Raw genomic sequence first — 21,324 nt, 5'->3', positions numbered from 1 at the left:
AGATCGGCTTTCGGTCAGGGAACGGGAGGGTCAGCGCGCCGAATCGGTGACGCCGAGTGCGGTCAGCAATTCGGCTCGCAGGCGCGGGATCTCGGAGTCGGGATCATCGGCGTCGCCGGTCTGACGTGGACGGGGCACGGTGAGGTCTTCGACGATCTCGCCACCGGCCAGGACGACGACGCGGTCGGCCAGCCGCAACGCCTCGTCGACGTCGTGGGTGACGAGGAGTGCACCGAACCCGTTGTCGCGCCACAGCGAGATGAGCAGTTCGTGCATCGTGCGCCGAGTGAGGGCGTCGAGTGCGCCGAACGGCTCGTCGAGCAGCAGCAGTTGCGGACGGGCCACGAGCGCACGGGCGAGCGAGACCCGTTGCGCCTGACCACCCGAGAGTTGCGCGGGCCACGCAGCCGTCTTGTCGCTCAGGCCGACCTCGCCGAGGGTGCGGCACGCGCGTTCGCGGGCCTGTGACTTGCCGACCTTCTCGCGCACGAGGCCGAAGGCGACGTTCTGTAAGACGGTGCGCCAGGGGAAGAGTCGCGGCTCCTGGAAGGACACCGCCGGGTGACCGGCGGTCCGGACGCTGCCCGACTCGGTCTGCGACAGGCCCGCCAGCAGGCGAAGCAGCGTCGACTTGCCACTGCCGCTGCGTCCGATGAGCGCGACGATCTCGTGCGCCCCGACCCGTAGGGTCACGTCCCGCAACACGAGATTGTCCCCGTAGCTCAGGCTTGCGTTCTCGACTTCCGCGGCGTATCCGGCGGGGTCGACCAGGTCGTCGGGGGACGGGACCTCGAGATCTCGGGTGGCGATGGCGGTCATGGTCGGGCCTCCTGGACTCGGGATGTGCGGGTTGGGGGCGTCACCGGTTCTGGTATCGGGTCGTGTAGCGCTCCAGCGCGCGCACGATGGCGTCGGTGATCAAACCCATTGCGGCGTAGACGATCAGGCCGAAGAAGATGATGTCGGTGCGCAGGAAGTCGCGCGCGTTGTTGATCAGGTATCCCAGCCCGGACGTGGCCGCGATCTGCTCGGCGACGATGAGGCTGAGCCATGCGATCGCCAGGGCCTGGCGCAGACCGACCAGGATCTGCGGCATGGCACCCGGGATGATGAGATCGCGGATGGTGGTGAGCCGCGAGAAGCCCAGCACGCGAGCGCTTTCCACCAGGCGGCCGTCGATCTGGCGAATCGCGGCGGAGGTGTTCAGGTAGAGGGGGAACAGCGCGCCGAGGGACACGAGCAGCACCTTGGGCATCTCGCCGATGCCGAACCACAGGATGAACAACGGGATCAGACCGAAGAGCGGAAGTGCGCGTATAGCCTGCATGTTCGGGTCGATGGCCGAGTCGGCGAACTTGCTCAGGCCGACCAGCAAGCCCAGACCGATCCCGACCGCGACGCCGATCGTCAGTCCGATCGCGACCCGCTGCGCCGACGCCGCGATCGCGTCGAGGAGTTGTCCGTTGTTCAGGACCTCCCACCCGGCCTCGGCGATCAGCGACGGTGCGGGCAGCTTGTCCTGCGGGATGATCCCCAGTGCGCTGCCCACCTGCCAGAGCACGAGAACGGCGATGGGTGACAGCGCGCGCAGGATGGTGTGCAGCCGGGACGACCGGTCCGCCTTGGCCGATGGGGAGTCGGACGACCCCGGGTCCACCGCCCGCGGATCGCCGGGCGCGCTGATACTGAGTGTTCGGTCGGCCACGTGCGGCAACGTTACGAATCGGGAAACACTCGCGACACCGTTGAGTTCAGCGTGAGCACAAGTAGGCCACCCGCCCAGCGTTCGCGTAACGGCGAGCGGTCAGCCCCGGTCGATACGGTTCGGTGCGTCAGCTCCGTTTGATGACGATGCCGGTTCATTCCCGACGCCGAACCCGTCAGCTCGATCACCGGTCCGCCCGGACGCGTCGGTGCGCCGGCCTTGTCCTTCACCTTCGACCATCCGGAGAGTTGCAGGTCGCCGTACCTTATCTCCTGATCGGGGCCGATCCGGAGCTTCACCGTGGTGATGGAGACCTGCAGCTGCAGGATCGTCGACGGGCCGGGGAACGTCGCATGGGTGAAGTCCATGTCGACGGTGCCCATGCTGCCGGTGACCAGCGTCGACGGCGGAACATGCCACGTGCCCTTGCGTCGAACCGTCTCCCACTCGGCCGCGAGGTGCACGGGCCCGGTCGAAGGGACGGCGACGGCCGGGGTCGCGGCTACGGCCTGGCCCGGCTCGTTGAACAGGCGACCGGCGTTCGGCAGGTGTTCCAGGACGGCTCGCAGGTCTGCGCGGGTCTTGGCGGCGTACACCAGACCGGACCGGTCCTCGAACTCCGCGATCTCCAGATATCCCGACGAGAAGGCGTCGTTGAGAAGAGTCACGGCCCGTTCGCGTTCCGGGTTTCCGACCCGTAGATCGTCGTCGGGGAGGCGGTCGACCATACCTGCCACCTTATGGCACCCGCGCTGGGTGGGTTTTCGCAGCACGACGGCCGGGGCTCGCGGCGGCGTCAGTTCCGCGGGATCGGTGGCGCGGAGTCGGGGGCCATCAGGGCGCCGATCTGCGCGAAGATCGGATTGCCGCCGTTGGCGTACGAGCCGTCCGGACCGAACGCCTCGGCGTCGTAGGTCACCGCCACCGCGATGGCGATCTTCTCTGACGGGAGATACCCGACGACCGCCGCGTAGCCGTTGAACAACGGGTTCTGCACGATCCAGCCGCCGGTCAGCACTCCCATGCCGTAGGTGTACTCCTCGTTCATCGGCCGGCACGTCGAGCAACCGGCCAGCGGACGCGCCACGCCGCGGAGCCGGGTGGAGACCATGGTGTCGTAGCCCTCGGCCGACAGCGTCTCCCCCGCGAAGAGTTTCCGGGCCGTCGCCTCGACGTCGTAGATGTTCGACGTCTGGATCGCACCGTGGGTGATGCTCCACGACGGGTTCCAGCCGGTCGTCTCCTCGTAGAACGGCGTCGACGGTGGAGGGTTCAGAATCCCGCGGCATTCCGACGAGTAGGCATGCAGGGCGGGTTCCGGGATCACCGCCGTCAGATCCGACACCGTCTTGTCGAGGTCGAGCGGCTCGGAGATCCGCTGCCGGAGTAGATCCGCGACCGATTCACCGGTGATCTTCTCCAGCACGAGGCCGAGGATCACGTAGTTGGTGTGCGCGTAGTTCCAGTTCGTCCCCGGCGCGTAGAGCAGCGGCTTGTTCACCGCGTAGGACAACATCTCGTCGGTCGTCCACGCCTTGAACGGGTTCGTCAGCTCCTCGATCTCGAACGCGTCGTTGCCGAGCACATAGTCCTGATACCCCGACGTCATCGTCGCCAGTTGCCGGAGGGTGACCCGGTCGCTGTTGGGGATCTGGGGCACCCATGTCGCGATGATGTCGTCGAGGGCGACCGCCTTCTCGTCGACGAGTTGCAACAGCACCGCCGCGACGTAGGCGATGGCGACCGACCCGTTGCGGAAGTGCATGTCCGCGGTGGCGGGCACACCGGTCTGCGACTCGCCGAACGCCTTGGTGGTCACCTCCTGGCCGTCGTCGGTGACACGCACGATCACCGACTTGAGGTGTTGGGACTCCATCAGTCCTTCGACGATCTACTCGATCTGCGCCGCCTGCTGCGGGTTGGACGACGACGCCTACGAGGACGCGGGTTCGGCACCGCCCCCGGTGCCGCACGCCGCCAGAACGATCGCGAGGACCGCGGCAATCAGCATTGACCAGCGCTTGTGCATTGTCGAATTTTCACGGGCGCCGAACCCCTGTCGGCGACTTCGTCGATTCCGGAGTAGCGTCGACTCCGTCCGCAATCGGCCGGAGGAGGCGACGATGTCAGCGGTAGACGCGACGAGCTCGGGGACGATGCCGGTCGCGTTCATCGGTCACGGCAACCCGATGAACGCCCTGGAGCGCAACAAGTACACCGAGGCCTGGGCCGCTCTGGGTGCATCGGTGCCGAAACCGCGAGCGATCCTGGTGATCTCGGCGCACTGGTACACCAACGCCACCGCCGTGACGGCGATGCCACGGCCACGGACCATCCACGACTTCTACGGTTTCCCGCAGGACCTCTTCGACGTGGAGTACCCTGCCCCGGGCGACCCGGATGTCGCCGACATGGTCTCCGATGTCGTCAAACCCACGTGGTGCGGTCACGACGTCGACAGCTGGGGTATCGACCACGGCACGTGGTCGGTGCTGGTGCACACGTTCCCGGATGCGTCCGTACCCGTACTCCAGTTGTCGCTCAACGCTTTCAAGGACTACGAACACCACTACGAACTGGGCCGCCGGCTCGCCCCGCTCCGCGACCAGGGTGTGCTGATCATCGGCAGCGGCAACATCGTGCACAACCTACGCGCGGTCGACTTCGCGAAGCCCGACAGCGGATTCGACTGGGCCCACCGGTTCGACGATGCGGCCCGAGAGGTGTTGCTGGACAAGCCGTCGAGTGTGCTGAGTCTGGACGGACATCCCGACTTCGACAAGTCCGTGCCGACCCCGGACCACTATCTGCCGATGCTGTACATCGCCGGACTCGCCGGGGACGCCCCGCTGAATCTGCTCGTGGACGGCCATGCCGCCGGGTCGATCTCGATGGCCGCCTACACGCACGGGCTGGAGGTCGAGCCCACGGGGTCCGGCGCCGGTGGCCCGGCTGCCGAACTGCCCGAGGGGTTTCCGACACTCAACTCGAACCTGTGACCCTCAGGCCGCGAGGAACTCGTCGATCTGGTTGATCGCCGACGACGCACCTTCGACGACTCCCATGTCGAGCACCTTCTGCAACGCCTCGGCCGAGTCGTAGGTGCTGATGAAGGTGGCGACGGTCTTACCGTCCGTCTCGGTGAATGCGTAGGAATTGCGGGATTCGGGCATGTCGGTGATCGGGTTGAGGTCCCCGTCGGCAAAGCCGTCCAGGAAGGTGAAGCCGGTGGGCTCGTCCACCGATTCGACTTTCCAGTAGCCGCCGAACTTCTCGCCCTCGGGACTGGTCATGTAGTACGTGACCTTGCCGCCCGGGCGCAGGTCGTGGTCGACGACGGTCGCCGGATAGGTGGGCGGGCCCCAGATCTTCTCGAGCTGACGCGGATCGGCGTAGATCTGCCACACCCGTTCGATCGGGGCCGCGAACTCGGCGTTGATGGTGATCGTCCGGGCGTCCAGGTCGGGTGTCACATCGATGACAGGCATTGGTCATTCCTCCGGTGTGATTGTGGGTGAGGGTGATTCGAGCGTGAGTAGATCGTCGATGCGGGCGATACGACCACGCCACACCGCTTCGAGCTCGGTGAGCATCGAGGCCACCGAACGCACTGCCGCGACATCGCCGCTGGCCAGCTGCTCGCGTCCGGAACGACGCTTGGTGAGCAGACCGGCCTTCTCCAGGACGGCGACGTGCTTCTGTACCGCCGCGAAGCTCATGTCGTATTTCGCGGCGAGCACCGAGACCGAGTGTTCGCCGGCGAGCACGCGTCGCAGGATGTCACGACGGGTGCGGTCCGACAACGCGTGGAACAGGGCGTCGGCCCGATCCTCGTCTGTCGGTTCGCCTGCATTCTCGGCCACGCCTCAAACATACAACCAATTGGTTGTATGTCAAGGGTCTGTTGCGATCACGACGGGCTCAACCCTGGCCTCCGGCGGACCCTGCGCCTTGACTTGTCCCGACCGTCTCGCTGCACCCGTCGCGCGTCGCCGCCACCGGACCGACTCCGCGATCCCGAACCCGAAGGACCCCACTCGTGACCCGTCAGCTCCACCTCGGTGGTTTCTTGATCGCCTCCCCCGTCACCCATTCGCACGCCGCATGGCGTCATCCCGGCTCGGAGACCGACTACTTCGGGCCAGACCACTACCACCGGGTCGGCCGCATCCTCGAACGCGGCAAGTTCGACTTCGCCTTCTTCGCCGACCTGCTCGCCGCACCGGTCCGGTTCGGCGGTAACCAGTCCGAACCCTTCCGGCGCGGCACTCAGGCCGCCGCGACGATCGATCCGAGCCTGGTCGCGGCGAGCATCGCCGCCGTCACCACGCGACTCGGTATCGCGGTCACCAAGTCCACCACCTACTTTCACCCCTACGAACTCGCGCGCGTCTTCGGTTCCCTCGATCACCTCACCCGTGGACGGATCGCGTGGAACATCGTGACGTCGCTGTCGCAGGCCGAGGCGCAGAACTTCGGCTTCGACGACCACGTCGGACACGACGAGCGGTACGTGCGTGCCGAGGAGTTCGTCAGCACGGCGATCAAGCTGTGGTCGAGCTGGGATGCCGACGCCGTCACCGCCGACAAGGAGTCCGGCGTCTGGGCGGATCCGTCGAAGATCCACACCGTCGACCACGAAGGCACGCACTACCGCACGCGGGGTCCGCTCAACCAGCCCCGCTCACCGCAGCATCGCCCGGTACTCATCCAGGCGGGGTCGTCGAACACCGGCAAGGACTTCGCCGCGCGGTGGGCGGAGGCGATCTTCGAGATCGACCCGACCCCGGAGGGACGCCGGGCCTACTACGACGACGTGAAGTCGCGGGCGGTGAACTTCGGCCGAAATCCCGACCACGTCACAATCTTCCCGGCGTTCATCCCGTTCATCGGCGAGACCGAGTCGATCGCCCGGGAGAAGCAGGCGTTCCACAACGAACTCGCCGATCCGATCTCCGGCCTGATCACGCTGTCGGTTCACACCGACCACGACTTCTCCGCCTACGATCTCGACGCTCCCGTCGAAGACGTCCAGGTGAGCGGCACACAGGGGCTGTTCGACGTCGCCCGACGCCTCTCCGAGCGGGACAGTCTCACCCTCCGCGACATCGGCAAGCTCTACGCCCAGGGAGTCCTGCTGCCGCAGTTCGTCGGCACGGCCGCCGATGTCGCGGATCAGATCGAGGAGTCCTTCACCGGCGGTGAGGCCGACGGGTTCATCGTGTCGAGTGCGCAAACCCCGGGCACCTTCAACGATTTCGTGGACTACGTGGTGCCGGAGTTGCAGCGCCGCGGCCTGTTCCGCACGGAGTACGAGGGCACGACCCTGCGCGAGCACCTCGGGCTCGGGAGCGCCGAGGAGGATCTGCCCGCGGACGTGCGTGGGGTAGACACCCGGCTCGCGGGCTGAGAGAACTCAGCGCTCGCCGACCCGGCCGCCGTCGACGTCCCAGTGCCGGTCGACGCGCACGTTCTGCAGCATGCGCCGATCGTGGGTCACGAGAAGCACTGCGCCGTCGTAGGAATCGAGAGCGGACTCGAGTTGTTCGATGGCCGGCAGGTCGAGGTGGTTGGTCGGCTCGTCGAGGACAAGGACATTGGTGCCCCGCGCCTGCAGCAGGGCGAGTCCGGCCCGCGTGCGTTCGCCGGGTGACAGCTCTCCGACCGGCCGGTCCACGTGATCGGCCCGCAGGCCGAACTTGGCGAGCAACGTCCGCACGTCCGCGGTGGAGTATTCGGGGACCAGCGCTTCGAACCGTTCGGCCAGCGGCCGGGGACCGGTGAACAGGCCACGCGCCTGGTCGATCTCGCCGATCGCGACGTTGGCACCGAGTCGCGCGGTCCCCTCGTCGGGTTCGACGCGACCGAGCAGTAGCCGCAGCAGCGTCGTCTTGCCGGCACCGTTGTGGCCCGTGATGCCGATGCGTTCGCCGGCGTTCACCTGTAACGACACCGGGCCCAGCACGAAATCCCCCTGTCGCACGACCGCTTCATTGAGGGTGGCGACCACCGAGCTGGAGCGCGGCGCGGACCCGATGGTGAACTCGAGAACCCATTCCTTGCGCGGTTCGGCGACCTCGTCGAGCCGAGCGATCCGGCTCTCCATCTGCCGGACCTTCTGCGCCTGCTTCTCACTGGACTCGGTGGCGGCGCGGCGTCGGATCTTGTCGTTGTCCGGCGCTTTCCGGATGGCATTGCGGACACCCTGGCTCGACCATTCACGCTGGGTCCGAGCGCGTGCGACGAGGTCGGCCTTCCTGGCCGCGAACTCCTCGTACTCCTCGCGACGGTGACGGCGGGCGACGGCACGCTCCTCGAGGTAGCTCTCGTAGCCGCCGCCGTACACGGTGTTGGTGTGCTGCGCGAGGTCGAGTTCGAGCACCCGGGTGACGCTGCGCGCGAGAAACTCTCGGTCGTGACTGACGAGGACGACGCCGCCCCGCATGCCGGCCACGACCTCCTCCAGGCGCGCGAGACCGTCGAGATCGAGGTCGTTGGTCGGTTCGTCGAGGAGCACGATGTCGAAGCGCGAGCACAGCAGCGCGGCGAGCCCGACCCGGGCGGCCTGGCCGCCGGACAGATCCGCCATCAGGGTGGCATCCGGGTCGATGACACCGTCACCGAGCCCGAGGTCGGCGAGGACCGCGGGCAGCCGCTCGTCGAGATCGGCCGCCCCGGTGGCCAACCAGTGGTCGAGCGCGGCCGCATACGTCTCGGCCGGATCTCCCGGCGCCGCGGCGTCGGGGTCGGCCAACGCGTCCGCCGCCGCGTCCATCGCGGTCGTCGCCGCCGCGCACCCCGTCCGGCGGGCGACGTACGCGCGCACCACCTCACCGGGAACCCGTTCGTGCTCCTGCGGCAACCATCCGACGAAAGCGTCGGACGGTGCACGGGTCACCGTCCCCTCCAGGGGCGCGAGATCACCGGCGAGTACCCGCAGCAGCGTGGTCTTCCCGGCACCGTTCGCACCGACCACGCCGATCACGTCGCCGGGTGCCACCGTGAGATCGAGGTGGTCGAAGAGGACGCGGTGGGCATATCCCCCGGCGACGTCCTTGGCGACGAGCGTGGCGGTCATCGGTCCATGGTCGCACCCAGCTCTCGGACCACGAGGACCCGGCCGAGGCGGCTCCGGCACGCGGCAGCCGACTCCCCCGGTTTTCCCGAGCGCCCGGCCGGGTATTGACCCGCATGACCTCATCTCGCGAGACCCGACACTTCGACGTCGTCATCGTCGGCGGCGGAAACGCCGGCCTCAGCGCGGCGGCGCGACTGCTGCGCCTGGGCGTCACCGATGTCGCGGTGATCGAACCGCAGGCCGTCCACACGTACCGCCCACTGCTCTCCTACGTCGGCGGAGGTCAGGCGACGCTGCAGGACGCCGAGCGCACGCAGCGATCGGTGACGCCGGACGGGGTGACGTGGTTGCGCGACACCGCCGTCGTCGTCGACGCGGGAAAGCGAACGGTCCGCTGCGTCTCGGGCGCCGACATCGGCTACCGGGACCTCGTCCTGGCCGTCGGACTCGTACCGGATCACGACGCGATGCCGGGGATCGAGCTCGCGATCGCCGACCCGGCGGTGGCCAGCAACTATCTCGACCGGGCCGAACAGACCTGGGATCTCGTCACCTCGATGCCGCGGGGTGGACGGGCCGTGTTCACCGTCCCGCGTCCGCCGGTCAGCTGCACCGGGACCACACTCAAACCACTCTTCCTGGCCGCCGCCCACTGGCGGCGTCGAGGAATCCTCGAGTCGCTCGACATCACCTTGACCGTAGACCGGCCCCGCCTGCTCGGCGTCGATGCCCTCGACGCCCGCCTCTCGGAGTGCCTCGACGAACTCGGCGTCCGCGTGCTGCTCGACAGCTCCGTACGACTGCATCCGGTCGATCGCCGGGTCACCGTGGTCACCGGCTCGGACACCCAGGACGTGTACTACGACATGCTGCACCTCGTCCCGCCCTTCCGAGGTGCCGACCTGGTGACCGACTCGGACCTGGCCGGCGCCCGCGGCCGGGGGCTCGTCGACATCGACCCGCGCACGCTGCGTCACCGCACCCATCCGTCCATCTGGGGAGCCGGTGATGGCGCCGCGATCGCGACCGACCCGTCGGGCGGCGGGTTGCGACGGCAGATCTCGGTGCTCGCAGACAACATCGCGGCCGCGCGGGCCGGCGAGGAGCTCACCGCCTACGACGGGTACACCGTCGCTCCGATCGCGACGGACGCACATCATCTGATCGCCGCCGAGTTCGACCGCGACGGGACCGTCACGTCGTCGTTGCCGTCGGTCATCGACCCGCTCAAACCGCGCCGGAGTGCGTGGGCCTTCGACCGATATGCCCTCCCGCGCCTGTACTGGAACGCGATCCTGCGAGGGCGGGTGTGAGTCCGCGTCGAGACCTGTGACCGGTTCGGAATCGAGAAGCCCCTAGACCCGCCGCGCACTACCGTGAGAGCTGCCTCGGCCCCGAGGCCGTCGACCGCGAAGGGAACGCGAATGGGCAGCTCTGGAGGATTCTCCGATCAGGAACGGGCCGCGATGAAGGAGCGCGCCGCGGAACTCGAGAAGGAGAAGACCCGCGGGCGCGGGAACAAGAAGGCGGCCGAGGAACTCGATCTGCTCGCGAAGCTCGAGACCATGGACCCGGCCGATCGCGCGATGGCCGAACGCATCCACGCGATCGTCACCGCGACCGCGCCGGACCTCGCGCCCAAACTCTGGTACGGACAGCCGGCCTACGCGTCGCAGGGCAAGGTGGTGTGTTTCTTCCGCAGCGGGCACGACGACAAGGAGCGGTACTCCACCTTCGGGTTCACCCAGAACGCCAACCTCGACGACGGCGGATTCTGGCCGACGTCGTTCGCGGTCAGCACCCTGGACACCGAGGCGGAAAAGACCATCGCGACGCTGGTCGCCAAGGCGGTGAGCTGACCTTCCCCTTACTGCCTCATCCGAAAGACTGTAAACCCGCAGGTCCCAGCCCTGCTCCCGGAGGTGTGAGGAGCGTTAGCGACGAGCCACGAAGGGCCAGCAACCGGCGCGGGATCGTCCTCCCAGCGAATTTGCCTCCCCCTCAACAGGTTTGAAGGGTATATTGCCCTTCGCGCCGACTCACGGGGACGGAGATTCAGCGCTGGGAGCCGGTTCGGGCTTCTGCGAACAACGCCGGTTCGACTCCCGCGGCCGGACTACTCTGATCGCCATGATCACCGCGGTGCACACACTGATCTACTGCGACGACCCGGACGCCGCCCGCGCCTTCTTCCGCAACGTGTTGCGCTTCCCGCACGTCGACACGGGCGGCGGCTGGCTGATCTTCCAGACCGGTCCCAGCGAACTCGGAGCCCACCCGAATGCCTGGGAGCACGAGGGAAGCGCCGGGCGCACCGATCAGAAGTTCGACGTGTCGTTCATGTGCGACGATCTCGACTCCACCATGCGCGAACTCGCCGGCCGAGGCGCCGAGTTCGCGGGCACCCCGACCGATGAGGGCTGGGGCGTGACTGTCCGGGTCAAGGTCCCCGGTGCCGGAGAGATCACGCTGTACGAACCGAGATACTCACCGCCCGCGCTCCTGTGAACGTCCGGACCCGTCTGCCGGACGTCGCTCATTCGGTCGCATGAAACCCGGCGATGCCCCCACCGAAGCGCGGTAATCTCCCGAGGTCACCGACCAAGAGGAGCCGACCGTGGGCAGTCCCTACGACCCCAACCAGCCGACCGCCATGGGTCCGCAGGGGCCGCAGCAACCCGGATGGCCGCCTTCTGGCGGTCACCAACCCGGCGGTCCGCAGCCGGCTCCCGGCCAGCCGCCGAACCCGGGCCCGTACGGTGGGCAGCCGTACGGCCAACAGCCCTATGGCGGGCAACCCTACGGCCAGCATCCGTACGCTCAACAACCGTATGGCCAGCCGTTCGGTCAGCAACCGCCCCCGCCGGCCAAGAGCGGGAGCAAGAAGTGGTGGTTCATCGGCGGCGGCGGACTGGTCCTCGTACTGATCGTCGTGGTGGCGGTGGTGCTGGCGCTGACCCTGCGCGGTGGTGGCGACGACGAACCGTCGATCCCGACCGCCTCGGCCCTCCAACTGGTGCTGCCCGAAGACCAGTTCCCGGACATCACGGGCGAATTCAGCACGGAGACGGGCAGTACCGACGACGACGGCAGCACCGTGGACAACGAGAAGTGTGCGACGCTGGTCCAGTCTCAGCAGACCGGCAACGAACGCGCGGAGCGCGAGCTCACCGAGACCTCGTCCTCCAACGAGATACTCTTCGGTCTCGACAACTACAGTGCCGACGTGACCAAGCCGGCCGACAACGGTTACGACGAGTTCGACGAGATCGTCTCCGCCTGTTCGTCTTTCACGCTGACCCTCGAGGACGGCGACGTCCCGGTCACTCTCGCGCTCGAGAAGGTCGAGCTGCCGATCGACGGTGACTACAAAGCGGTCCGGATGACCGGCGAGTACGAGGTCGGTGCGATCGAGGTTCACCTCGCCGGGATCATCGTGGTCGGCGAGGAGCGGGGCGTATCGTTCACGGTCACGCACAACACGGTTGACGACGCACCGCCCGCGATGGACACCACGGTCAGCAACAATCTGGCCGAGATGTTCACGGCCCAGCGGCAGATCATCGCCGACGCGACCTGAAGCCCGACGGTCGAGATTCGTCGGTCGTCAGAGGAGGATTCGCGCCACCGCGGCCGGGTCGTCGAAGATGCTCATATGCCAGGCCCTGGCGCAGACGATGAAGTCCGATCCCGGTATCCGCTGATGCATGGCTCTCATGGAGGCGACGTCGGACACCGTGTCGTGTTCGGCCGCGACCACGGTCACCGGGCACGAGATCGACGCGGTGCGTTGCGAACAGTCGAAGTGGGCGATCGCGCGCAGCGCCGACGCCCAGGACGCGTGGTCCGCGGCGGCCACGGCTTCGCGAGCGTAGCGGACGACCGGTCCATCGTTGCGCAATTCGTCTGCGCTGAACCAGCGTCCGAGTGTGCCGTCGACATCGACGGTGTCGGCCTCGACGGCGGCTGCCGCAGCGTCGAATGCCGGGAAGGGCGTGTCTCGGGTGCACAGCAGCGTCAGGCGGGAGACGAGCTCGGGGCGCCGGATCGCGAGTTCCAGGGCCACCTGTCCGCCGAAGGAATGTCCCACCACATGCCAGGGCGCCTCGGACGCAACCGATTCCGCGACCCCGGCGGCGAGCCGCGCGGGTAGATCGTCATCCGCATAACCCGGCGGCGGGCTGATCGCAGGCGTGATCACGTGTCCGTACTCGGCCAGCTCGGCACGCACGCCGTCCCACACCGCCGGCGACAGCGGGGTTCCCGGCAGTAGCAGCCAGGTCGGGGGTTCGGTCGTCACCACGTACTCTCCTCAGCTGTCGTCACGGATTCAGACCGGCCGCCGGATTCGTCGCCTCGATCAGCGGCACCGTCAGCATCGAGGGATGATCTCCGCCCCGATGAATCCGACACGTTCCGCGGGGACCGGTCTGATAGCGGGCGGGGAAATGTCCGGTCAACGGGTTGCCCCGGTCGATGTTCCGTCCCGCGAGCACCAGCCGCAGGCGATCGCCGGGCATGAAAGATGTTGCCGACGAACCGAGTCCGACCTCTATCTCCACGATCTGACCGGGCTCCAGCAACTGAACGCGGTCGAAGCTGTGCACCGGCCGGGCCACCGACGATGCATCGCGGTCCAGTGCTCGCAGGGAGAGCTTCTGCCTACCCGTCACGATGCGGTCCCGGCCGTATCCGTATGAACCCTCGAACGGGACCCACCGCGTTCCGGCCCATTTCTCCACTGCCACGAACAACGTCGCATCCCCACCGCGCGGCAGGCTGACCCATAGTCGAGCACTCATCGGTCCGGGGAGTTCGAGATGAGAATCGATGGCAAGGTCGTAGGCCAGCCCGGCCCCGCGCAGGTCGAGAACCGACGAACCACTCGCCACGCCTCCCCCGGTGACCCGGGTCAGACGATCACCGTCGGCGAGTAGCAGTTCGGTCCACGTGGTCGCCGCCGGCGGCCACTCATGTTCCTCGCGTACATCGGTGACCTCGGTCCGCGACCCCCGGACTTCGAGGCGGACCCGTGGCAGGGTCCTGGTCGTGTCCCCGCGCAGGTGTCGGTCGAAGAACGCGTGCTGGGTCGCCACCGCGTCGTCGCTGTAGAACGTCGCCCATTTCGGTCCGCGGTGGGTGTACAGGTACTTGTGAGCCGACCCGGCCCGCTCGAACGCACGCATCGAACCCGCGCTGTGCAGATTGCTGTCGGAGAAACTGGCGCACACCAGCATCGGCACCTCGATGGCCGTAAGATTCGGTGTCTTGCTCTGCCACCAGTCATCTCGCAGGGGGTGGCGGCGGCGTTCGGCACCGATGTCCTCCGACAACCGGGCGGCCTTCCGGGTGACGAGAGCCCAGATGCGGGAGAACCCTCTCTCGTCGACTCCACCGGGCTTCATGAAGTCGCGGTAGAGGTCGGTGAACCCTTCCCACGGACAGATCGCCGCGAGGTGGGGCGGGTGAAGTGCTGCCGCCTTGTACTGCGAGAGCGCGAGATACGACACGCCCAGCATGCCGACCGCTCCGGTCGACCAGGACTGCCGGCCGGCCCACTCGATCAGGTCGTGGACATCGAGGGCCTCGGCGTCGGAGAGCAGCGATCCGGTTCCCTCCGAGGTCCCCGCGCCGCGCAGGTCGGCATTGATGACGACGTAGCTCCGCGATGTCCAGACCGCGGGATCGGGCGCCTCCCAACCGGTCTCACTAGAGATGCGGACCGGCGCAGGCTGGTTCATGATCCGGTACTGGAAATTGATCTTCCAGCCGAACCACGTCCGGACCGGCAGCGCGTCCTTGCCGTAGGGGTGCGCCGAGAGCAGGACCGGGAACGGACCATCCCCCACCGGTCGATACACGTTGACCCGCAGGGCGACCCCGTCGCGCATCACCACCGGGACATCGGCGTCCTTGATCATGTCATCGGGTGCCGGGTAGACGGTCACCGGCGGGCGCACGGCGTTCCGCACCCGCCGCAGGCCGTAGCGGAAAGCACCCGAGCGCCGCCACGGCCGGTCGTGGCTCACCGAATCCCGCATACGACCTCCGACGACAGTGCGACACCCATGGCTGGACTCTAGGGCACAGGCCGAGACCGGTCATGGCTCTCCACACCCTTGCGTGTTCCGTCAGCAATCGCTAACGTTAGCCATTACCGACACATACCGGCACAAGGAGTCCTCATGGGAGCACCAGTCGCATTCTTCGAGATCACCTCGCATGACCCCACCCGTCTCACCGCGTTCTATCGCGATCTGTTCGGCTGGACCATCGACGACAGTTCCGGCCCGGAATACTCGCTTGTCGACACCGGCGCAGGTGACGGCGCCGTCTCCGGCGGCATCGGCGCCGTGTCCGAACCCGGCGGGACCAGCGGGGTGAGTGTCTACATGCGCGTCGACGATCTGCAGGCGTCCCTCGACCGGGCCGAGACGCTCGGTGGCAAGGCACTCGTGCCGCCCACGGACCTCCCGGATGGGTACGGCAGATTCGCGATGTTCGCCGACCCCGACGGCAACTCGATCGGACTCTGGGCGTGACCGACAAGTCCCCAGGCGTCGACGAGGCCCTGCGCGCGATGGCGGAGCCCCGCCGCCGCGCCATCCTCGAACTCGTCTCCGGCGAGGAGCTGTCCGCGGGCGACATCGCCGCCCGGTTCGACGTCAGCCGCACCGCGATCTCTCAGCACATCACGGTGTTGAAAGACGCCGGGTTGCTGGCCGAACGCCGCGAGGGGACCCGACGCATCTACCGCGCCCGACCCGAGGGCATCGACCGACTACGCGACCTGCTCGACGACATGTGGGCGTCATCTCTCGACGTCGCGCGGCAACTGGTCGAGGCCGAACGCGGACTGACCGACGCCGACGAGGTGAACCGTGCCGGGTGAACGCGAGGTCGCCGACGCCGGAAGTCGCGATGGCGGTGCCGTTCTCCCGCTCCGACGGCCGCCGATACGTCAATCCACCACCGTCCGTAGCGATCTCGACCACGTCTTCACCACCTTTGTCCGGACCATCGGGGTCTGGTGGCCGCTGCAGCCGATGTCGATCGGCGGGGACCGGGCACGGACGGTGACCATCGACGAGTTCACCGGCGGCCGGGTCTATGAGACCTGGGACGACGGCACGACCGCCGAATGGGGTCGATTGGCGGTGTGGGAACCCCCGAGTCGGTTCGTCATGTCGTGGCTGAACACTCCCGAGCCGACCGAGGTCGAGCTGTCGTTCACCTCGCTCGGTCCGGCTCTGACGCGGGTGTCCGTGGAACACCGCGGCTGGGAGCATCTGAGCGAGGAACAGCTTCGCGAAGACTGCGCCGCGCCAGGCGGTTACAGCTCCGGCGCGTATTCCGGCGGCTGGGCCGCCGCCCTGGCGGCCTGCGTCGACGTCATCGAATCGACCCACCCCTGAAGAGAGAGCGTCAGAACATGACCCACTTCGTGTACAAACTCGTCCCGCCGCGTCCCACCTTCGGTCCCGGCGACATGTCCGACGACGAGGCCGCCATCATGGGCCGCCACGGCGCGTACTGGTCGGGGCTGCTCGCCGACGGCACCGCCGTGATCTTCGGTCCCGTCCTCGACCCGGCCGGCAACTGGGGCCTGGGCGTGGTGCGCGCCGACTCCGAGGACGATGTCCGGGCCATCAGCGCCGCCGACCCGGCCGTCACCTCGGGCCTCGCCCGCGTCGAGATCCTCCCCATGCCCGTGGGCATCGGGCACGACTGACCGGACCCGTTCGACGACGAAGGCCGTTCCGACATCGGTCGGAACGGGCTTCGTTCGGTGGAGCCAGGGGGACTCGAACCGCTGACCCCAAGCTGCCAATACAGCCACCAAGGGATTGCGGATATTTCGATTAGTCGGCAAACTTGTCAGATGAGCCCGACTACCGCACCGCGCAGAACAGGAACATTCTTCCCCCCGACCGACGCCCCCGACCTCGACGCCCTCATGGATTTGTCGCGGTTCCTCGATCACCACCACGAGCCCGCCGCGCTCGTCGGGCCCGACGGTGAAGAAGTTCCTCTCCCACTCGAGGTCTATCGGACGCTGACACAGATCGTGGATGCGATGCGCGCGCACCGCGCGGTCGTTGTCGCTCCGGTCGACCAGAAACTCTCGACGCAGGAGTCGGCCGACTACCTCGGCATCAGCCGCCCTACTCTCATCAAACTGCTGGAGAGCGGCAGAATCCCCTTCGAGACCGTAGAAGGCAGCCGACACCGGCGCGTGAAGTTGGGCGATCTACTCGAGTATCAGTCACAGCGCGCAATCGAGCGGCGCGGGGCACTGCAAGCTCTCGTCGATGACGCCGAAGACAGCGGTCTGTACGACGTGCCCGCCGAGGACTACCGGGAAGCCATGCGCACATCTCGCCGCGAGATTGCCGAGGAGCGCAAGCGGTAGTGGCGGGGTTTCGCGTGATGCTCGACGCGTGTGTCCTGGTGCCGATCCACAAGGCCGATCTGCTGCTCACCTTCGCCGAGCACCGGGCGTTCTACCCTCTGTGGAGCAACCGCATCATGGACGAGACGGTGCGCGGTATCAATCGGGCGACAAAAGGACGAGTCTCAGAGACGACCGCACGCTTGCGGGTCGATGCAATGAACGATGCCTTCGAGGACGCGTGCGTCGAAGGCTGGGAACCACTTGAAACGGCAATCTCAGGAATGCCCGATCCCGACGACCGACACGTTGTCGCAGCCGCCGTGAGAGGCCACGCGGCCGCGATCGTCACCGACAACATCCAGCATTTTCCCAAAGCAGTTGTGGAGCCGCTGGGGCTGCACATACGCAGCTCCGACCAGTTCCTGTTGGACCTACTCCACCGCAATCCGGCGCGTGCGGTGGCCTCTGTAGCCCAAACCGCCGACAAGCGTCGTCGCCCACCGGTGACCACCGAACAGTTCCTCGATGCTCTCGCAGCCTCTGGCACAACCGATTTCGTCAGGGATATCGCACCCTACTTCGAATCCGGTAGCTAGAACACGTCGCCGCCTCCGTAGAGCGCCTAGCTGTCACTACGCAACTCGGTTCGACAGGCTCTATCCCACCAACGACGAAGCCCGTTCCGACATCAGTCGGAACGGGCTTCGTTCGGTGGAGCTAAGGGGACTCGAACCCCTGACCCCCACACTGCCAGTGTGGTGCGCTACCAGCTGCGCCATAGCCCCGTATTTTGTTGTTCCGCCCTGTTCAAGGGCACTGGCGAAGTTACACCATCTCGGCGATACCAGCCAAATCGCCAGGACGCCGACCCGATCGGTGTCGAGTCGGCGTCACGCGACTCAGGAGTTGCCACCACCCAGGATGCTGTCGAGCCAACCGGTGCCCTCGAGGACGCCGTTGACGGGCTCGCCGTCGTGCAGCACGGTCGGGGTGCCGACCTGGCCGCCGGTCGCCTTCGACAGTTCGTCGGTCGACTTCTGCGCGTTCTCCTCGGCCTGGGCGACCTTCGCATTGTCGGTGATGCACGTGGCGGTGGCCGGCGTCGCGCCCTGCTCGGTGGCGAGACGCGCGAGCTCGGGGCTGGTGATGTTGCCGGTGCCGTCCTCGGGCGGCTGGGCGGCGAACAGCGCGCTGTGGAATCGCAGGAACAGATCGGTGTTCTGCTCGTCGGCCACGCAGGTCAGCGCACCGGCAGCCCGCGAGCTGTAGTCACCGGTCGCCGACCGCGAGTTCAAGAAGTGCAGCGTGTGGTAGCGCACGCGGAGTTTGCCCTCGGTGACGGCCTTGGTGATGGCCGGTCCGGACTGCTGCTCGAACACCTTGCACACCGGACACATCGGGTCTTCGAAGACGTCGATGAGCGGAGCGGTCTCGGGACCGACGATCATCGTCGAACTCGACGCCAGCGCGGCTTGATCGGTGTCACCCTGATCGCGTCCGCTCCACCAGATCCCGCCGATCACGAGGCCCGCGATCACCAGGACCGCGATGCCGCCGAGCACGTAGGTCATCGTGTTCGACGGCGCGCTCGGCTGATACTTCGAGTTGGTGGTGCGGGGCACCGATGCTCCCGGCTTGCGCTTCTTGCTCACATTCCGACAATAACGGCGCCGCGCTGAAAATTGTCTGAGGGAACGTCCGGCCGGACCGGGGCGGTGACCACCACCGCCGTCCCGCTACTCGCTCACGCCCCCAGCGCCGCGTCGACGACGTGCTGCGCCTCGCTCTGCACCTGCGCGAGATGGTCTGCGCCCTTGAAGGATTCGGCGTAGATCTTGTAGACGTCTTCGGTCCCCGAGGGACGAGCCGCGAACCAGGCGTTCTCCGTCGTGACCTTCAGGCCGCCGATCGGGGCGCCGTTGCCCGGTGCGGTCGTCATGATCGCCGAGATGGGTTCGCCCGCCAGTTCCGTCGCCGTCACCTGCTCCGGCGACAGCTTCGACAGCACCGCCTTCTGCTCCCGGCTGGCCGGCGCGTCGATCCGCGCGTACGCCGTCGTCCCGTACTCCTCGGCGAGTTCGGCGTAGCGCTGCGACGGCGACTTGCCCGTCACCGCGAGGATCTCCGACGCCAGCAGCGCCATGATGATGCCGTCCTTGTCGGTCGACCACGGGCTGCCGTCGAAGGTCAGGAACGACGCCCCGGCGCTCTCCTCACCACCGAAGGCGACGCGACCGTTCAGCAGGCCGTCGACGAACCACTTGAAGCCGACGGGAACCTCGAGCAGCGGTCGTCCGATCCCGGCGACCACCCGGTCGATCAGCGACGACGACACGAGCGTCTTGCCGACGGCCGCCGACTCCGACCACTGCGGCCGGTGCGTGAAGAGGTAGTCGATCGCGACGGCCAGGTAGTGGTTGGGGTTCATCAGACCGGCGTCGGGCGTGACGATGCCGTGCCGGTCCGAGTCGGCGTCGTTGCCGGTCGCGATGTCGTAGGAATCACGGGAGGAGATGAGCGAGGCCATCGCGTTGGCCGACGAACAGTCCATCCGGATCTTGCCGTCGGTGTCGAGCGTCATGAACGAGAACGTCGGGTCCACCGTCGGATTAACGACCGTCAGATGTTCGAGGTTGTATCGGAGGCCCAGCAGCGCCCAATAGCCGACGGACGCGCCGCCGAGCGGGTCGGCGCCGATGTGGATGCCGGCATCGCGGATCGCCCGCATGTCGACCACATCGCCGAGTCCGTCGATGTAGTTGAGGAGGAACGAGTAGTCGTGCACGAACTCGCTGCCGCGCGCACGCTCGAACGGGATGCGCGCGACACCGTCGAGCTTCTGCTCGAGCAGTTCGTTCGCCCGCGCCGCGACGACCGAGGTGATCGAGGTGTCTGCGGGACCGCCGGTCGGCGGGTTGTACTTGAATCCGCCGTCCCGCGGCGGATTGTGTGACGGCGTCACGACGATGCCGTCGGACAGCACCCCCGGGTTGTCCTGGTTGAACATGAGGATGGCGCGGCTGACCGCCGGCGTGGGTGTGAACGAGTCGCTCTCGGCGGTGTAGACGGTGATCTCGTTGGCCGCGAGCACTTCGAGTGCGGTGCGCCAGGCGGGGACCGAGAGAGCGTGGGTGTCGAACCCGATGAACAGCGGACCAGAGATCCCGGCGGAGCGGCGGTAGTCGACGATCGCCTGCGTCGTCGCGAGGATGTGGGCCTCGTTGAACGCGTTGTCGAAGCTCGATCCGCGATGCCCCGACGTCCCGAACACGACCTGCTGCAACGGGTCCGACGGGTCGGGTGTGTTGTCGTAATAGGCACGCGCCAGGGCGTCCACGTCGACGAGGTCTTCGGGCAGGGCCAAGGTACCAGCGCGAGGATGTGCCATGACCGCGATTGTGCCACTCCACACGCCGTTCGCCCGGTCGACGAACCGATCCGTCCGGACCCGGATACCGAATCGCTACGGTGGGACGATCGTCGACGTCGCATCGAAGGGGCCTGCACACATGCTGATCGCCGGATTGTCGGGACTGCTGTCCCCCGGACGCCGATCCCCCAGCCTGCTCGTGCTCGTCCTGCCGGGCGGCACGGACAACAGCCACAAACCGTTCAGTCCCTGGCAGCCGTCCGCCCTGCGCATGTACCCGTTCACCTGGTCGCTGCGACTGCGATTCGGCCGGTCGGTGCGCGTCCACCAGGTCGGCTACCGCGTGTACGGCTGGAACGGCGACGACAACTCGCCTCTGCTCCCCGCCCGTGCGGCACTCGACGAGATCTGCCGACGGCACCCGGGCGTGCCGGTGGTCGCGATCGGACACTCGATGGGCGGACGCGTGGCCGCCCATCTCGCCGCCGACCGCCGGGTCATCGGCGTCCTCGGCCTGGCGCCGTGGTGGCAGTTCGCCGACTGGCGACACATCCAGCCCGGCGCGCGGGTCGTCGCGGTGCACGGCGACGCCGACACGCGCACGCTCGCGAAACGGACCCGCAAGGGCATCGACGAGCTCTCGGCACTCGGAATCGACGCCGAGTTCATCCCGGTCCCCGGCGGCGGTCACGCCATGCTCGATCACATCGGGCTCTGGCAGCGCAGCGCGCTCGACTTCGTCGGCGAGCGCCTGTCCGCGCTGCGCGGTGCCTGAC

The 21,324-nt window shown here is 67.4% G+C and carries 22 protein-coding genes, 1 tRNA gene and 2 pseudogenes; 13 read left to right on the top strand and 12 right to left on the bottom strand.

Annotated elements, in window-relative coordinates; all coding sequences use genetic code 11:
• Window positions 1–30 precede the first annotated feature (30 nt).
• The 4 genes and pseudogenes from JW364_RS09565 to JW364_RS09550 all read right to left on the bottom strand — a co-directional run bounded on the left by JW364_RS09565 (window position 31) and on the right by JW364_RS09550 (window position 3,734).
• Window positions 31–819: an ABC transporter ATP-binding protein gene (locus JW364_RS09565; RefSeq protein WP_137810930.1), complete on the bottom strand. Its 789-nt coding sequence runs from the start codon at window positions 817–819 to the stop codon at window positions 31–33.
• Window positions 820–859: 40 nt separating this feature from the next.
• The gene (locus JW364_RS09560) at window positions 860–1,705 is read right to left on the bottom strand and encodes an ABC transporter permease (protein WP_137810931.1); all 846 of its coding nucleotides are present in this window, start codon (window positions 1,703–1,705) and stop codon (window positions 860–862) included.
• 127 nt (window positions 1,706–1,832) lie between these two features.
• Window positions 1,833–2,433 (bottom strand): annotated as a pseudogene (locus tag JW364_RS09555) (DUF1707 domain-containing protein).
• A 68-nt stretch (window positions 2,434–2,501) separates the two neighbouring features.
• Window positions 2,502–3,734 (bottom strand): annotated as a pseudogene (locus tag JW364_RS09550) (serine hydrolase domain-containing protein).
• A gap of 127 nt (window positions 3,735–3,861) precedes the next feature.
• On the opposite strand from JW364_RS09550, the gene ygiD reads away from it, so the two are divergent.
• On the top strand, window positions 3,862–4,704 hold the full coding sequence (gene ygiD / locus JW364_RS09545) for a 4,5-DOPA dioxygenase extradiol (RefSeq protein WP_374100809.1): 843 nt from the start codon (window positions 3,862–3,864) through the stop codon (window positions 4,702–4,704).
• 3 nt (window positions 4,705–4,707) lie between these two features.
• On the opposite strand, the gene JW364_RS09540 is transcribed toward ygiD, so the two are convergent.
• Entirely contained in the window at window positions 4,708–5,193 is a 486-nt protein-coding gene (locus tag JW364_RS09540) for an SRPBCC domain-containing protein (RefSeq protein WP_058252460.1), read from the bottom strand.
• Between the two features lie 3 nt (window positions 5,194–5,196).
• Window positions 5,197–5,568, bottom strand: coding sequence for a helix-turn-helix transcriptional regulator (locus JW364_RS09535; protein ID WP_058252459.1), 372 nt, complete (start codon window positions 5,566–5,568; stop codon window positions 5,197–5,199).
• A 176-nt stretch (window positions 5,569–5,744) separates the two neighbouring features.
• Here JW364_RS09535 and JW364_RS09530 point away from each other — a divergent pair, with 176 nt between their 5' ends.
• Entirely contained in the window at window positions 5,745–7,115 is a 1,371-nt protein-coding gene (locus JW364_RS09530) for an LLM class flavin-dependent oxidoreductase (protein ID WP_058252458.1), read from the top strand.
• A gap of 6 nt (window positions 7,116–7,121) precedes the next feature.
• Here JW364_RS09530 and JW364_RS09525 read toward each other — a convergent pair whose 3' ends face one another.
• The gene (locus tag JW364_RS09525; protein WP_058252457.1) at window positions 7,122–8,783 is read right to left on the bottom strand and encodes an ABC-F family ATP-binding cassette domain-containing protein; all 1,662 of its coding nucleotides are present in this window, start codon (window positions 8,781–8,783) and stop codon (window positions 7,122–7,124) included.
• 113 nt (window positions 8,784–8,896) lie between these two features.
• On the opposite strand from JW364_RS09525, the gene JW364_RS09520 reads away from it, so the two are divergent.
• The 4 genes from JW364_RS09520 to JW364_RS09505 all read left to right on the top strand — a co-directional run bounded on the left by JW364_RS09520 (window position 8,897) and on the right by JW364_RS09505 (window position 12,363).
• Window positions 8,897–10,096, top strand: a complete 1,200-nt coding sequence (locus tag JW364_RS09520) for an NAD(P)/FAD-dependent oxidoreductase (protein ID WP_058252456.1) — start codon at window positions 8,897–8,899, stop codon at window positions 10,094–10,096.
• A gap of 111 nt (window positions 10,097–10,207) precedes the next feature.
• A complete protein-coding gene (locus JW364_RS09515) occupies window positions 10,208–10,642 on the top strand; it encodes a DUF1801 domain-containing protein (protein WP_165629763.1) in 435 nt (144 codons plus the stop codon).
• A gap of 271 nt (window positions 10,643–10,913) precedes the next feature.
• Window positions 10,914–11,291, top strand: a complete 378-nt coding sequence (locus JW364_RS09510) for a VOC family protein (protein WP_205333530.1) — start codon at window positions 10,914–10,916, stop codon at window positions 11,289–11,291.
• A gap of 109 nt (window positions 11,292–11,400) precedes the next feature.
• A complete protein-coding gene (locus tag JW364_RS09505; protein WP_058252454.1) occupies window positions 11,401–12,363 on the top strand; it encodes a hypothetical protein in 963 nt (320 codons plus the stop codon).
• A 27-nt stretch (window positions 12,364–12,390) separates the two neighbouring features.
• Here the strand turns inward: JW364_RS09505 and JW364_RS09500 are convergent, their stop codons facing one another.
• Both JW364_RS09500 and JW364_RS09495 read right to left on the bottom strand, forming a co-directional pair.
• Window positions 12,391–13,083 carry an alpha/beta fold hydrolase gene (locus JW364_RS09500; protein ID WP_231742481.1) on the bottom strand — a complete coding sequence of 231 codons (693 nt, stop codon included), beginning with the start codon at window positions 13,081–13,083 and terminating at the stop codon, window positions 12,391–12,393.
• Window positions 13,084–13,105: 22 nt separating this feature from the next.
• A complete protein-coding gene (locus tag JW364_RS09495; RefSeq protein ID WP_058252452.1) occupies window positions 13,106–14,824 on the bottom strand; it encodes a CocE/NonD family hydrolase in 1,719 nt (572 codons plus the stop codon).
• A gap of 144 nt (window positions 14,825–14,968) precedes the next feature.
• Here JW364_RS09495 and JW364_RS09490 point away from each other — a divergent pair, with 144 nt between their 5' ends.
• The 6 genes from JW364_RS09490 to JW364_RS09465 all read left to right on the top strand — a co-directional run bounded on the left by JW364_RS09490 (window position 14,969) and on the right by JW364_RS09465 (window position 17,774).
• A complete protein-coding gene (locus tag JW364_RS09490) occupies window positions 14,969–15,325 on the top strand; it encodes a VOC family protein (protein WP_065631726.1) in 357 nt (118 codons plus the stop codon).
• Window positions 15,322–15,675 carry a helix-turn-helix transcriptional regulator gene (locus tag JW364_RS09485; protein WP_078113706.1) on the top strand — a complete coding sequence of 118 codons (354 nt, stop codon included), beginning with the start codon at window positions 15,322–15,324 and terminating at the stop codon, window positions 15,673–15,675. The genes JW364_RS09490 and JW364_RS09485 overlap by 4 nt, the downstream gene beginning before the upstream one ends.
• Entirely contained in the window at window positions 15,665–16,198 is a 534-nt protein-coding gene (locus JW364_RS09480) for an SRPBCC domain-containing protein (protein WP_205333529.1), read from the top strand. Before JW364_RS09485 ends, JW364_RS09480 begins: the two co-directional genes overlap by 11 nt.
• A gap of 17 nt (window positions 16,199–16,215) precedes the next feature.
• On the top strand, window positions 16,216–16,515 hold the full coding sequence (locus JW364_RS09475; protein ID WP_137810758.1) for a YciI family protein: 300 nt from the start codon (window positions 16,216–16,218) through the stop codon (window positions 16,513–16,515).
• A 150-nt stretch (window positions 16,516–16,665) separates the two neighbouring features.
• Entirely contained in the window at window positions 16,666–17,196 is a 531-nt protein-coding gene (locus JW364_RS09470) for an excisionase family DNA-binding protein (protein ID WP_137810757.1), read from the top strand.
• Window positions 17,196–17,774, top strand: a complete 579-nt coding sequence (locus JW364_RS09465) for a PIN domain-containing protein (protein WP_083207433.1) — start codon at window positions 17,196–17,198, stop codon at window positions 17,772–17,774. Before JW364_RS09470 ends, JW364_RS09465 begins: the two co-directional genes overlap by 1 nt.
• A gap of 116 nt (window positions 17,775–17,890) precedes the next feature.
• On the opposite strand, the gene JW364_RS09460 is transcribed toward JW364_RS09465, so the two are convergent.
• The 3 genes from JW364_RS09460 to pgm form a co-directional block, all read right to left on the bottom strand.
• Window positions 17,891–17,963: transfer RNA gene (locus tag JW364_RS09460), tRNA-Ala, on the bottom strand.
• A gap of 114 nt (window positions 17,964–18,077) precedes the next feature.
• Window positions 18,078–18,830: a DsbA family protein gene (locus JW364_RS09455; RefSeq protein WP_065631552.1), complete on the bottom strand. Its 753-nt coding sequence runs from the start codon at window positions 18,828–18,830 to the stop codon at window positions 18,078–18,080.
• A 92-nt stretch (window positions 18,831–18,922) separates the two neighbouring features.
• On the bottom strand, window positions 18,923–20,566 hold the full coding sequence (gene pgm / locus JW364_RS09450) for a phosphoglucomutase (alpha-D-glucose-1,6-bisphosphate-dependent) (RefSeq protein ID WP_068971897.1): 1,644 nt from the start codon (window positions 20,564–20,566) through the stop codon (window positions 18,923–18,925).
• Here pgm and JW364_RS09445 point away from each other — a divergent pair.
• Window positions 20,565–21,323 carry an alpha/beta hydrolase gene (locus JW364_RS09445; protein WP_137810756.1) on the top strand — a complete coding sequence of 253 codons (759 nt, stop codon included), beginning with the start codon at window positions 20,565–20,567 and terminating at the stop codon, window positions 21,321–21,323. The two genes, pgm and JW364_RS09445, sit on opposite strands and share 2 nt — an antisense overlap.
• The last annotated feature ends 1 nt before the right edge of the window (window position 21,324 follow it).

It is taken from the genome of Gordonia sp. BP-119 (assembly GCF_016924115.1).
GTDB lineage: Bacteria > Actinomycetota > Actinomycetes > Mycobacteriales > Mycobacteriaceae > Gordonia > Gordonia hongkongensis.
The sequence above is the reverse complement of the archived record's forward strand: the minus strand, read 5'-3'. Positions and strand labels throughout refer to the sequence as shown.